14 protein-coding genes are annotated in these 12917 nt (G+C 70.2%); 5 read left to right on the forward strand and 9 right to left on the reverse strand.

The features are described from left to right. Positions 1–3: 3 nt before the first annotated feature. From AB0K82_RS31765 to AB0K82_RS31795, 7 genes are all read right to left on the reverse strand, one after another. Positions 4–687 (reverse strand): class I SAM-dependent methyltransferase, encoded by a 684-nt coding sequence (locus AB0K82_RS31765; protein ID WP_364404137.1) that lies wholly within the window; start codon positions 685–687, stop codon positions 4–6. Then, positions 688–1599 carry a hypothetical protein gene (locus AB0K82_RS31770; RefSeq protein WP_364404139.1) on the reverse strand — a complete coding sequence of 304 codons (912 nt, stop codon included), beginning with the start codon at positions 1597–1599 and terminating at the stop codon, positions 688–690. It lies immediately after the preceding gene. Positions 1600–1695: 96 nt separating this feature from the next. Next, positions 1696–2439, reverse strand: a complete 744-nt coding sequence (locus AB0K82_RS31775; RefSeq protein ID WP_364404141.1) for a hypothetical protein — start codon at positions 2437–2439, stop codon at positions 1696–1698. Between the two features lie 128 nt (positions 2440–2567). Continuing rightward, a complete protein-coding gene (locus AB0K82_RS31780; RefSeq protein ID WP_364404143.1) occupies positions 2568–3419 on the reverse strand; it encodes a helix-turn-helix transcriptional regulator in 852 nt (283 codons plus the stop codon). A 10-nt stretch (positions 3420–3429) separates the two neighbouring features. After that, positions 3430–3948: a DUF6879 family protein gene (locus AB0K82_RS31785; protein WP_364404163.1), complete on the reverse strand. Its 519-nt coding sequence runs from the start codon at positions 3946–3948 to the stop codon at positions 3430–3432. After that, on the reverse strand, positions 3945–4160 hold the full coding sequence (locus AB0K82_RS31790) for a hypothetical protein (protein WP_364404145.1): 216 nt from the start codon (positions 4158–4160) through the stop codon (positions 3945–3947). The genes AB0K82_RS31785 and AB0K82_RS31790 overlap by 4 nt, the downstream gene beginning before the upstream one ends. Before the next feature lie 315 nt (positions 4161–4475). Continuing rightward, a complete protein-coding gene (locus AB0K82_RS31795) occupies positions 4476–5027 on the reverse strand; it encodes a hypothetical protein (RefSeq protein WP_364404147.1) in 552 nt (183 codons plus the stop codon). A gap of 91 nt (positions 5028–5118) precedes the next feature. Here AB0K82_RS31795 and AB0K82_RS31800 point away from each other — a divergent pair, with 91 nt between their 5' ends. Further along, positions 5119–6312 (forward strand): CaiB/BaiF CoA-transferase family protein, encoded by a 1194-nt coding sequence (locus tag AB0K82_RS31800; protein WP_364404149.1) that lies wholly within the window; start codon positions 5119–5121, stop codon positions 6310–6312. Further along, entirely contained in the window at positions 6309–7064 is a 756-nt protein-coding gene (locus tag AB0K82_RS31805; protein ID WP_364404151.1) for an enoyl-CoA hydratase/isomerase family protein, read from the forward strand. Before AB0K82_RS31800 ends, AB0K82_RS31805 begins: the two co-directional genes overlap by 4 nt. Positions 7065–7242: 178 nt before the next feature. On the opposite strand, the gene AB0K82_RS31810 is transcribed toward AB0K82_RS31805, so the two are convergent. Then, complete coding sequence (locus AB0K82_RS31810) at positions 7243–7617, reverse strand: DUF3037 domain-containing protein (protein ID WP_364404153.1); 375 nt, start codon at positions 7615–7617, stop codon at positions 7243–7245. Further along, complete coding sequence (locus AB0K82_RS31815) at positions 7614–8438, reverse strand: HipA family kinase (protein WP_364404155.1); 825 nt, start codon at positions 8436–8438, stop codon at positions 7614–7616. Before AB0K82_RS31815 ends, AB0K82_RS31810 begins: the two co-directional genes overlap by 4 nt. Before the next feature lie 227 nt (positions 8439–8665). Here AB0K82_RS31815 and AB0K82_RS31820 point away from each other — a divergent pair, with 227 nt between their 5' ends. The 3 genes from AB0K82_RS31820 to AB0K82_RS31830 are packed head-to-tail and all read left to right on the forward strand — an operon-like array spanning position 8666 to position 12894. Then, entirely contained in the window at positions 8666–9934 is a 1269-nt protein-coding gene (locus AB0K82_RS31820) for a transposase (protein WP_364404165.1), read from the forward strand. A gap of 20 nt (positions 9935–9954) precedes the next feature. Beyond that, complete coding sequence (locus AB0K82_RS31825) at positions 9955–10521, forward strand: pyridoxal-phosphate dependent enzyme (protein WP_364404167.1); 567 nt, start codon at positions 9955–9957, stop codon at positions 10519–10521. Between the two features lie 9 nt (positions 10522–10530). After that, entirely contained in the window at positions 10531–12894 is a 2364-nt protein-coding gene (locus tag AB0K82_RS31830) for a transketolase C-terminal domain-containing protein (RefSeq protein WP_364404157.1), read from the forward strand. Positions 12895–12917 lie beyond the last annotated feature (23 nt).

Raw genomic sequence — 12917 nt, forward strand, 5'->3', positions numbered from 1 at the left:
CCGTCAGGGCTTGCGTGCGAGGATGAGCAGCGTGGTGGGCCACTGACCGCCTTCGGGAGCGGAGATGTCGCGGGCATCGGTGACCGCGAGGCCGGCCGCTGTGAGGGTCTTGCACCAGCGTTCTGCTGTGAGCTCCCAGCGAAGGACAGGGAGGCGATGGCGGTCGGGCAGGCCGATATGGTCCAGACAAGCGCGGTTGGCAGGACGCCGGCCTCGCCGTCGAGGGTGGGGGATGGAGAAAGCGAGCAGCCCGCCGCCCGTGAGGCGTGCGGCAGCCGCCTCCAGCAACGGCGCGGGATCGGTCAGGCCGATGGCGCCGAAGACCGAGTAGACGGCGTCGAAGGTCGTCTGGGTTGCGTGGAGGTATGCCAGGGCGCCCTGGGCGACGAACGTGGTGGTGGAGAAGTGGCCGTAGTGGGCACGGCAGCGCTGGATCTGCCGGTCGGCCCGATCGACTCCGGTCGCTGCTGCCCCTCGACGAACGGCGAGGTGGGCGAGGTTGTGGCCGGCCCCGCAGCCGAGTTCCAGCACGTTTCGGTTGCGGAGGTCGCCGAGGATCTCAGCGCCCGGACCGCAGTCAGGGCGCTGGGTCCACTCCATTTTGTTCGGGGCGGGCCTCGGCCCGGGTGGAGCGGCGGTCATGCGCTGGAGAGCGTGGGCTTGCCAGGGGCATTCGGTTCGACACATCTATGCCTCCAGCAGGCGCACCGCGTCGTCCAGGTGCCGGTGCACGACCTTCACGTAAGCGGTGTCGGTGGCAGGGTCGTTGATCCAGCGGATGGCCTGCTCCATGAACCACTCGACCGCCCAGACGCGATGCCAACCGAGGGCCCACGCTTCGGCGGACAGGCCCCCGCGCTCGGAAATGGCGTCGGCGTGGCCACCCGCGTTGACGTACGACTCGATGAGTGTTCGTAGGCGGGCCGGTTCAGGGTCGTCCACGGTGCCGTACCAGCTGGCCAGGTCCAGCAGGCCCGGCCCGGTGAACGCGCGGGCGAAGTCCAGTAGGTGCCGGCCTCGCTCGCCGATGTGGACGCTGGTGGGGTGGAATTCGGAGTGCACCCAGCCGTACGGGGCGATGTGGGTGCCCGCGGCACGTTGCTCGGCGGCGTCGGCGATGCGGGTCAACGCCTCTTCGATGCCGCTCGTGTTCTGCCACCGCCCGGCTCCCTGGAGTCCGTGGAGATGCCCCAGGGCTCGGTTGGGCAGGGCGCGCAGGGCTTCCTCGTCCAACGTTGGGAGCCCGGCGGCGGCGTCGGCACGGTGCAGGACGGCGGCGGCCGCAACGCCATCTCGGTCGTTCGCTTCGCGAAGCGGGGGGCCGAGGTCTTCCAGCAGCATGCCGAGCCAGCCGCTCGTTACCGTCGACGCGATCACGTCAGGTACGGGGACACCATGTCTGGCCGCCAGCCTGAGAGCCTGATCCTCCCGGGTGAACGGCTCGGTGGCGTATTTGAAGACGGCGGTGCTGCCATCAGGGAAGGCGATGCGTTCCACGCCGGACATGGACCAGACCCGTATCCGCTCTCTTCTCGGGAGGAGTAGTCCGGAGGCCTGGCAGAGGTCGGCGAGCAGGTCGGCGATGAGAGCGGTGTCCACGGGATGGCGCTCCGTTCGAATGGAGTGGAGCGGCGGTCCGGTGCGGGCCAGGTGGGTGCTGCCCGCACCGGGTGTTCGCCGGGCGGTACGGGTACGTCAGGCGGCGGTCACGCGACGGGCGTAGACCTGCGCGATCCATTCGGACTTCATGGCGGACAGCTCTAGCCGGAAGGCGGCCATCGAGGCACCGTACGGGGCCACGACGCCGCCGGACTGGTCCGGCACGGACTGGCAGCCGTGCACGAGCCGTCCGCCGAGCGCGGCGTGGGCCTTGATGGATTCGATCCGGCGGTGCTCGTTGAACCAGCCGCCGTGGTAGACCTCGTCGAGCATGCCGCCCTCGGTGTCGTCGAGGTCGAAGACGACGGAGGTGGCGGCGGGGAAGAACCAGCACGGACCGACGTTGGAGATGTGTCCGTCCAACTCGACCTTGTTCAGGGCCATCAGGGTGGCGGCCTCGCGGAGCATCCGCAGGTGCTCGGCAGTGAAGCCGGGCAGGCCCAGCCCGTCGAGATGCTCGTCGCGGAAGAGGTACGCGTAGACCTCGTACGCGGTGGTCAGCACACGGGCGGCGTCGCCGGTGGATTCACCGTGGGCCTTCACGAAGTTCAGGGCGAGCTGCTCCACCGTGCTCTCGGCGGTCTCCTCGACGGGCAGCAGCCCGGCCTTGACGACCTCCCAGTCGGTCAGCAGCCAGGTGCGCGACTCGAAGCGGAAGAAGTGCCGGGACGGGTCGATGCGGATGCGGTGCCCATCGACCTCGATGCCGGGCAGGCGGCTCCAGCGTGGGTCGAAGCTCGTGGGCAGATCAGCGGTGATGACGGTGTCTGAGATCGCCATGTTCTTGTTCCTTCCCGGACGACCGAATGGCTTCGCCGGGAGCGTACGACCGGCCCGTGGCGCTGTGAAGAAAGTTTCGAGCTATTGCTCGAAACAATTCCCACTGATGCGCGAGGTGAAATCTCGAGCTATTCGGCGGACTGCTCGCTCGCCAGGTCGTCGATCACGCGGGTGATGATCGCTCGGGCATCGCCGCCATAGCCTGCTGTGGCCGCGAGCTGTTCGAAGATGTCGGCGTACAGCGCGATCTCCTGTGGTTGAGCCAGGTTGAGTTCGGCCGAGTAGGTCTCCACCATCACCCGCTCGTCGTCGAGCAGCCAGAACCCGTGCCAGGGCGCCACAACGTACCGGGTCTCGAAGGGGATGATGCCCAGCTTGACGTTGCGCAGCGCCGACAGTGCCACCAGGCGATCAAGCTGGGCGAGCATCACGTCCACCTCGCAGAGGCGGAGGCGCAGCGCCGATTCGGTCAGGACGAAGTGAAAGCGTTTGTCCTGGCGATACAAGATCTCCTGTCGCTGCACTCGTGCCCGCACCGCGGCGTCGATGTCGTTCGGGATCTTGAAAACCCGGATGCCCTCAGCGAGCCGGGCGCGGGCATACTCGGCGGTCTGCAGCAGTCCAGGCACGACCGTCGATTCGAACGCGCGAAAGCTGCGTGTCTTCTCGTCAAGATCGGCCAGTTCGGTCTGGTGCGCGCGCAAGCCCGTCTGCAGTCGGCGCCGCCACTCCGCGTGCTGAACCTCGAGCGTATGGAGGGCGGCCAGCAGTTCCGTCATGGCTTGGGCGGCGCCGGTCGCCTCAGCCCAGGCCCGGAGGTCGTCGTCGGTGGGGGTCTGCCGACCGTTCTCCAGCTTGGAGATCTTGGAAGCCGGCCACCCGAGCAGCTCGGCGAGCCGCCTGCCCGTCAGCTGCGAACCCTGACGCAGCTCGCGGAGGCGCAGACCCAACGCGCGGCGTGCTTCCTGGACGCTGGTCACACCGGTATGTCTATCGTGCGGCAAACTCATCCCGTCGCACGGCGTAGTGCCAGGCGGCGTCGCGCCAGTAGCAGTGCTGCAGCACCACGGCCGGATCCTCGACGATCTCCGCTCCTACGAAGCGGTCGGCGTCATCAAAATGCATACGTGCCAGTTTGCTGGAGTCGAACAGCCAGTAATCATGGTGGGGTACCCCGACTGCGTCCGCCTGGTCGCGTACCAAATAGCGGATGTCCTCGCCCGCGTTGCCCGTGAACTGGGAACACCACACGCCGAACCGGCTGTAATCGGTCAAGGGCCGGCTCACGACGCGTACCCGTGAGAAGCGCCGGCCTGCGGCGGTGGCAGCCCGGATCATGATCAGCCAGTCCTGTATCCACGGCAGCTCGTCCGGCTCACCAACGAGGAACTTCTGCAGCGACTCATTTTCATATGAGGAGTCGTAGCGGTCGCGAACCTCCAGCCGGAAGGCCGTGTGCTCGAACGAGGTGAACAGCTGATCGAACTCCTCACCGACGAGCAGGCTCAGCGCTCCTCCTCGGGCTTGTCGTTGGCCGCGAAGCGCAGCAGTTCCTTGGGGATCTCGACGAACGTTTCGCCCTCCAGCACGTCGCGGAGGTCGGCGAGGGCATCAGGGTCGGTGACCTTCCAGCCCTGGACGACGTAGGTGCCACGGTCGGTCGCGTACAGCGTCGGGCACTGACCGACCTGAGAGTCGGTCCCGAGAAATCTCAGGCGCATGGGGGATGGCTCCTCGAAAACATAGAGAAGTTTCTCGCATCATCAGTCTTGGCCGACGCCGCGTCAAGGCATCGGACCGCCCCCGCCCTACCGCGCCGAACCGTCCAGGTCACCTCGCAGGTAGGCGTGGAGTTCTTCACCGGTCATCTGATCGAAGCGTGCCAGGGCCGCACCGGAACCGGAGTTGGTCGATGTCGCTGGTCGCCACGCAGACCCGCGCTCACCGTCGTCTTCGTTCTATGAGTTGACCGACGATCTGGTCAACATCGAGCCCTCGAAGACCTTGGCTGACGAGCGGTGCCCTGTCGGCGAAGATCAGGATTTCAGTGGTGGGCGTCGCGCTCCGGCTGCTTCGGTGAGCCATCGTCTGGCCTGGCGGGGCGTGTGCAGGTGGATGACGGTCACGTCGGGGTGGCGGGTGGCGCGTTCGGCGGTCTGTGATCTTCTTCGGGCGAACTGTGACCAGGCCCAGCGGATGGGGTGGTCCGCTTCGAACCAGTTGCGGACGCTCTCCTTGTTGCCGTTCCACAAGGGGCGCCGGTCGACGGCGCGGATGACCGAGCGCCGGATCACCCGCCACATCACCGTGCGGCGCGGCAGGTCGAGCCAGATCACCGTGTCGGCGCGGTCCCACAACAGGTCGCCGAGGACGCGGTGGTACTGGTCCTCGGTCACCCACCGGTCCTGAGCGCTGAACTCCTTCACGTCGGACTCGAACTCCGGGCGTGGGACCCAGCCCGGCCCGTGATGCAACGCGTCCAGCTCGTAACGGGGCAGGCCGTACCGCTCGGACAGCTTGCGGGCGAGCGTCGTCTTGCCGGCCCCGGAGATGCCCGCGATCAGCACCCTGTTCATCGCTTCGGCCACCGAAGAACGCTACCGGCCGCGCGCGGTGGCGATGCCGGGTGCCGGGGAACCATTGGTGCTAGGTCCGATTTCTCCGCTGATGGGAGACGACATGGCTGACGGCGCGCTCGCCGGCGTCCGGGTGCTCGAACTGTCCCGAATCCTCTCCGGGCCCTTCGCCGGCATGATCCTGGCGGACCTCGGCGCGGATGTGATCAAGGTCGAGGACACGCGGAAGGGCGACGACACCCGGCAGTGGGGGCCGCCGTTCCAGGGTGACGACGCCACGTACTTCCTGTCCATCAACCGCAACAAGCGTTCCATCAGCGTCGACCTGAAGACCGACAAGGGCCGGGAGGCCGTCCAGCGGCTCGCCGACCGGGCCGACGTGGTCCTGGAGAACTTCCGGCCGGGCACCGCGGCCCGTCTCGGTTTCGGCTACGAGGAACTGTCCGCCCGCAACCCCGCCCTGGTGTACGCGTCGATCAGCGGGTTCGGGCAGACCGGCCCGTACGCCGAGCGCGCCGGGTACGACCTCATCGCGCAGGCGATGAGCGGGATCATGAGCGTCACCGGGGAGGCCGACGGGCCGCCGGTGCGGATGGGCACGTCCGCGGCGGACCTCGGCGCCGGAATGTACGCGGTGATCGGGATTCTGGCCGCGCTGCACGCCCGCCGCTTCACCGGCCGCGGGCAGCACATCGACATCTCACTCCTGGACGGGCAGATCTCCTGGCTGACGTACGTCGCCGGAAACCACTTCGCGACCGGCGAGACGCCTCGCCGGTACGGCTCGGCCCACCCGTCGATCGTTCCGTACCAGGCGCTGCCCACCGCCGACGGTCACCTCATGGTCGCCATCGGGAACGACGGGCTCTGGCGCCGGTTCGCGACGGCGGTCGGGCGCGGCGACCTGGCCGAGGACCCGCGCTTCGCGACCAACGCCGACCGGGTGCACCACCGGGAGGAACTGCTGGGCCTCCTGCGAGCGGCGCTGAGCTTCCGGACCAGCGCCGAGTGGGCGGAGGTCCTCACCGAGGCGGGGGTGCCGGCCGGGCCGATCAACACGGTGCCCGAGGCGCTGGCCCACCCGCAGGTGCGCGCCCGGGACATGGTCGTGGACGTCGATCACCCTGGGGCGGGCCGGCTGCGGATGGTCGGCTCGCCCCTCAAGCTGTCCGCGCATCCGCCGGTCGTACACTCGGCGCCGCCCGGCCTCGGCGAGCACACCGATGAGGTCCTCGCCGAGCTCGGCCTCGGCCCCGAGGAGATCGCGACGATGCGCGAGGAGGGGGCCGTGAAATGAAGATCAGAACGCAGCGGGACGTCGAGGTCGCCGAGGTCACGGTCGGCGACGGGCATCGCGGGAACGCGCTGTCCAGCGCGGACTGGCGCGAACTCGAGCAGACGTTCCGGCGGCTCGCCCGCGAGGCCGAGCTGCGGGTGGTGGTCGTGCGCGGCCAGGGCGGCATGTTCAGCTCCGGGTCCGACGTGCGGGAGTGGGTCGAGGCGGACGTCACGGACGTGGCGGACAGCTTCGCCGCCATGGAGGCGGCGTGCACCGCGATCGAGGACCTTCCCGTACCGGTGATCGCGCAGGTGGAGGGCGTCGCGGCCGGGGCAGGGTGTCAGCTCGCGCTGGCCTGTGACCTGCAGGTCATGGCGGAGAGCGCGCGGATCGGGATGCCGATCGCGCGGCTCGGCATCCTCGTCAGCCCCGCCTTCGCCGCCCGGCTGGCCGTGCTCGCCGGACCCGGCGTCGCGCGGGAACTGCTCTACACCGGGCGTCTCGTCCCCGCCGCCGAGGCCGTGAGCCTGGGGCTCGCCACCCGTTGCGTCCCGGACGAGGAACTGACCACGGCCACCCGCAGGCTCGTGCTGGCCATCAGCCGCCACCCGGGCGCGGCCGTCCGGGCCGCCAAGCACGCGGTCGGGGCCGTGCTCACGCCGGCGTGGGCGGCGGCGAAGGCGCAGACGGGCGGGCCGCCCGTCGCTTTCGACGACTTCCAGCGGGGAATCGCGACCTTCCTCCGCGACCCGCGGGCGGCCTCCTCGTGAGGGGATCCGCAGGCGGCCTTCCCGCGACGGGCCTGCGCGCGGCCTCCTCGTGAGGGGATCCGCGGGTGGCCTTCCCGCGACGGGCCTGCGCGCGGCCTCCCCGTGAGGGGATCCGTGGGCCGCCTCTCCGTGACGGGCCTGCGCGCCGCCCTCGCGGGCGGCGTGCCCGTGAGGCGGCTCAGCGGACGAGGACGTCGAGCAGGCGGTCGAGTTCGGCGGCCGGGTCGGCGGTGAGGCCCGAGTGGACGGGGCCGGGTTGGACGACGGTGCTGCGCGGCGCGGTCAGCCAGCGGAACCGCGAGCCCAGGGACTCGCCCGCGGCCTGACCCGCCCGTGGCCCGCCGCAGCAGACGCCGTCGACCGCCTGCAGCGCGGCGCGGACGCCGTCGACGTCGAGGTCCGAGGCCAGCGCGCGGAGCCGTACGTCGTCGACGTGGGTCCGGCAGCCGAGGAAGTCCTCGGCCTGGCAGTAGAGGATCACCCCGACGTTCATGGTCTCGCCGCGTTCGACGCGGGGGATCACCCGCAGGACGGCGTACTCGAAGATCTTCATCCCAGCCAATTCGGTCGGGCCGACGGGCGGTGCTCGGTGCGGGGCGTCGCCGGCCTGGCCTCGCCCACCTCGGGCAGCCAGACCTCCGGTGTGGCCGCACGGGTCCCCAGGTGTGCGACGTACGCGGCCGCGACCTCGGCGGGGGAGTCGAAGCCGGGCTCGTCGGCCAGCCACTCCTCGGGGACCAGGGCGACGACCTCGCCGAGCAGGTCCTCGGTGACCTTGGGACCGAGGTCGCGGCCGGCCTGGGCCAGACCGGCGTCGTCGACGAAGGTCGCCAGCACGTGGTCGCTCGCGTCGTACGGCCGGGAGATCAGCTTCTCCGCCGAGGCCCACGCGTGGTGGAAGTAGAGACTGGCACCGTGGTCGATGAGCCAGACGTCGCCGTGCCAGACCAGGAGGTTGGGGTTCCGCCAGCTGCGGTCGACGTTGCCGATCAGCGCGTCGAACCACAGCACGGCCGCGGCGAAGTCGGCCTCGGGCGTCCAGGCCAGCGGATCGAAGCCGAGGGAGCCCGGCAGGTAGTCGACGCCGAGGTTGCGGCCGGGGCTGGCCTTGAGCAGGTCCTGGATGTCGGGGTCCGGCTCGTGGCGGGCGATGACCGGGTCGACGTCGACGGTGACGAGGTCCGGCACCCGGAGGCCGAGGCGCCGGCCGAGCTCACCGGCGATGATCTCCGCGATGAGGGCCTTGCGGCCCTGCCCGGCGCCGTGGAACTTCACGACGTACGTGCCCAGGTCGTCGGCCTCGACGATGGCGGGCAGGGACCCGCCCTCCCGGAGGGGTGTCACGTAGCGCGTGGCGGTGACGTTCGGCAGCACGGGCCAAAGGTACCGGGCGTGTGGCGGCATGCGAGCACGACGTGCGCGCATGCCGGCCCCCGCCGCTGACGCGCACACGCTCCGGTGATCGGGGAAATCCTATGAACGGGGAGGTCGGCGTGATGATGCAGATGTCACAGACGGTGTTGACCTCCGCGAGTGTTCCAGTCTGGTGCCCATTGAGCAGACATCAGCGAACCGTATAGTTAAAGTTACGGATCGTGAAGATGGTGGTGCAGGTGAAGCTGCTGCCGACGCCTGAGCAGGCGGCGGCGCTCGCGGCGACCCTGTCCCTGTGCAACACCGCGGCGAACGAGGTGTCGGCGGTCGCGTTCGCCCACGGCGTGTTCGCCCGGCAGAAGCTGCAAAAGCTGGTGTATGCGGAGTTGAAGGCGCGGGGGTTGTCGGCGCAGCCCGCGTTACATGTGATCCGTAAGGTCGCCGATGCCTACACCACGTTGCACGCACAGATCGAGGCCGGTCTGCTGGGTGGTGAGCACTCACGCCGGCGCCGTAAGGCCGCCTCCAAACCGATCACCGTGCGGGCCGATTCGGCCCAGCCGTTCGACGACCGATGCCTGTCCTGGCAGATGGACGCCCGCACCATCTCGATCTGGACCGTTGCCGGCCGCCTTCGTAGCATCGCCTTCACCGGTGAGCCCGGGCAGGTAAAGTTCCTGGCGGACCACCGCAAGGGCGAAACCGATCTGGTGCACCGCGACGGGATGTTCTTCCTGATCGCCACCTGCGAGGTCGAAGCGGCCCCGCGATTTGAGCCTGCTGATTGGATCGGGGTGGATCGGGGGATCGTGAACCTGGCCACCACCTCCGACGGTGACAACCACCAGGGCAAGAGCCTCCAGAGGTATCGCCGACGCCAGGCCCGGCTACGCGCCGAACTGCAGGCCAAAAAAGCCGCAGGCAGCCGATCGGCCGCCCGACGGCTGGCCCGCCGCACACAGCGGGAGGCGAGGCACGCCGCCAACGAGAACCACAAGATCAGTAAGAGCATCGTGGCCGATGCCCGACGCACCGGACGCGGTATCGCGCTTGAGGAACTGAGCGGGATACGCGATCGGGTACGGCTCAGGCGGCACCAGCGGGCCACACACTCCTCCTGGCCGTTCCACCAGCTCGGCACCTTCCTCCAGTACAAGGCCCAGCGGGCCGGGGTGCCGTTCTTGGAGGTGGATCCGGCCTACACCTCCCAGCGGTGTCCCGTGCCATGGTGCGGGCACACCGGTCGGGCCAACCGGCCCGACCGGAATATCTTCCGTTGTCGCCGGTGCGGGTTCGCTGGCCCCGCCGACGTCATCGCCGCCACCAACATCCGGGAACGGGCGCGCGTGGCGTGGGCATTCGTCAGCATGCCCGTCCCTGCCCCCAAAGGGGGCAGGGGAGATGCGACCCCGGCACGACACCCAGCCGCGACGGGGAGCGCAACAAGGTGTGAAAGGCCGAGCCCCAAGCTCGGCCGTTCACGACCGAGAAGCTGACGGAGAGCTGGGAGCAGGCCCTGGAGGACGTGCGGGCCCGGGGCGGCCGGCCGTACGCCATCCCGGCGGGCGCGTCGGACCACCGCCTCGGCGGCCTCGGCTTCGCGAACTGGGCGCGCGAGGTGGAGGAGCAGGAGCGGGAGCTCGGCGTCCATTTCGACACGATCATCGTCTGCTCGGTCACCGGGAGCACACAGGCGGGGATGGTCGCCGGCTTCGCGGGGAAGGGCCGCCGGATCATCGGCATCGACGGCTCCGCCAAGCCGAAGGAGACCTGGGAGCAGATCGCCCGGATCGCCCGGAACACCGCCGAGCTGATCGGGACGGAGGTCTCCGACGACGAGATCGTCCTCGACGAGCGTTACCACGCCGGGACCTACGGCATCCCGGACGAGCAGACCCTGGAGGCCATGCGGCTGGCCGCGCGGCTGGAAGGGATGATCACCGACCCGGTCTACGAGGGCAAGTCCATGGCCGGGCTGGTCGATCTCGTGACGAACCGGGAGATCGAGTCAGGAGCGAACGTCCTTTACGCTCATCTCGGGGGGCAACCCGCGCTGAACGGATACAGCGCGCTCTTTCGCTGAGAGGCTGACATGCAGGACGTTCGTGACAATGAGGTCGCGGGTGTGGACCTGGCCGGCGTCGACCTGAGTGTGCTGGAGGAGATCCAGCGCCGGGTGCTCTGGCTGGCCGTGCGCATCGTCGACGCGGCCAACCGGGAGCGCCGGACCGGCGACGGCGTCAAGGTCGGCGGGCACCAGGCGTCGAGCGCGTCGCTGGTGACGGCGATGACCGCGCTGTGGTTCGCGCACCTGAACGCCGAGGACCGGGTGAGCGTGAAACCGCACGCCTCCCCGGTCTTCCACGCGATCAAGTACCTCCTCGGCGACCTCGACCGCTCCTACCTCACGACCCTGCGCGCCCGCGGTGGCCTGCAGTCCTACCCGAGCCGTACGAAGGACCCCGACGACGTCGACTTCTCCACCGGCTCGGTCGGCCTCGGCGCGGCGGCGCCGCTGTTCGCCGCCGCCGTCCGCCGCTACGTCGACGCGCACTGGCACGGCGGAGCGGGCCCGAAGGCGCGGTTCGTCGCGCTGCTGGGCGACGCCGAGCTCGACGAGGGCAACGTCTGGGAGGCCATCGCCGACCCGGCGACCCAGGGCCTCGGCAACGTCATGTGGGTCGTCGACTTCAACCGGCAGTCCCTGGACCGCGTCGTGCCGGGCATGCGGATCGCGCAGTGGCGCGGCCAGTTCGAGGCGGCGGGCTGGCACGTCGTCGAGGTCAAGTACGGTCGGCGGCTGCGCGAGGCGCCCGCCGCCGTACGCGGCTGGATCGACGCCATGCCGAACGAGCACTACCAGGCGCTGTTCGGGCTCACGGGCGCCAAGCTGCGCGAGACGTTCCTGGACGGGGCGCCGGCCGAGGTCGCCGAGGCGGTCGCCGGCCTGCCCGACGACGAGCTCGCCGAGCTCGTGCAGGACCTGGGCGGCCACGACCTGGTCGCCATGCTGGAGGCGTACGCCGAGTGCGACGCGGTCACCGACCGGCCCAGCGTCGTGTTCGCGTACACGGTGAAGGGCCACGGCCTGCCGATCGCCGGCAACCCGCGCAACCACTCCGCGCTGCTGACCGGCGAGCAGATCGACGCGCTGCGCGCCTCGCTGCGGCTCACCGACGACTGGGAACGTTTCGACCCGGCGACGCCGGAGGGCATCCTGTGCAACCAGCGGCGCGAGACGCTGCGCCGCATACCCGCGCCGGGCTCCCTGAACGTCAAGGTGCCGGCGGCGACCGGGGTGCGCACCTCGCGTCCCGTCTCGACCCAGGACGCCTTCGGCAAGATCCTCGTCGACCTGTCCCGCGCGGAGGAGGTCGCGCCGTACCTCGTCACGACCGCGCCGGACGTGGCGACGTCGACCAATCTCGCCGGGTTCATCAACCGCAAGGGCGTCTTCGCGCCCGCCGAGCAGCGGGCGTGGAGCGTCGACCCGCTGCTGAAGTGGACCGAGGGGCCCTCCGGCCAGCACATCGAGCTCGGCATCTCGGAGATGAACCTCTTCCTGCTCCTCGGCCAGCTCGGGCTCGCCGGCGACCTGCACGGGCAGCCGCTGCTGCCGGTCGGCACGGTGTACGACCCGTTCGTCTGCCGTGGGCTGGACGCCTTCATCTACAGCGTCTACTCCGGGGCGCGGTTCGTCGTGGCCGGCACGCCGTCCGGGGTGACGCTCGCGCCGGAGGGCGGGGCGCACCAGTCGACGATCACCGCCTCGATCGGGCTCGAACTGCCCAACGTCACCTATCTGGAACCGGCGTACGCCACCGCTCTGGACTGGCTGCTGTGCGACGCGCTCGGCCGGATCGCCGCCGGCCCGGCCGAGACGACCACTGCGGTTCCGGCCGAGGACGGCGCCTACTACTTCCGCCTGACCACCCGGCCGCTGGACCAGGCGCCGTTCGAGGAGGCGCGGGAGCGCCTCGGCGACGCGGTGCTGCGCCGGCAGGTGCTCGCCGGGGCGTACCTCCTGCACCGCTCTGCGGTCGAGGGCCCGGCCGTCCAGCTCGCCGCGTCGGGCGCCGTCCTGCCCGAGGCGCTGGCCGCCGCCCGCGAGCTGGAGGAGGAGGGCATCGCCGCGCACGTCATCGACGTGACCTCTCCCGACCGGCTGTACTCCGCGTGGCAGCGGACCCTGCGGCAGGGCGTCCGTACGGCGAGCACGCCGTCCGAGGCGGGCGCGCTGCGCGCGGCGTTCCCGGTCCGCGCGCCGATCGTCACCGTGCACGACGCCGCCTCGCACGCCCTGGCCTGGCTCGGCTCGGCGTTCGGCGTGCCGTGCGTGCCGCTCGGCGTGGACCAGTTCGGCCAGTCCGGTTCGATCGCCGAGCTGTACGAGCTGCACGACCTGCTCCCGGGCTCCATCGTCAACGCCGCCCTGGCCGCGCTCGCGCTCGGCTGACCGCGCCGATCCGCCGGCCCGGT

It is taken from the genome of Actinoallomurus sp. NPDC052274 (genome assembly GCF_040679475.1).
Lineage (GTDB): Bacteria > Actinomycetota > Actinomycetes > Streptosporangiales > Streptosporangiaceae > Actinoallomurus > Actinoallomurus liliacearum.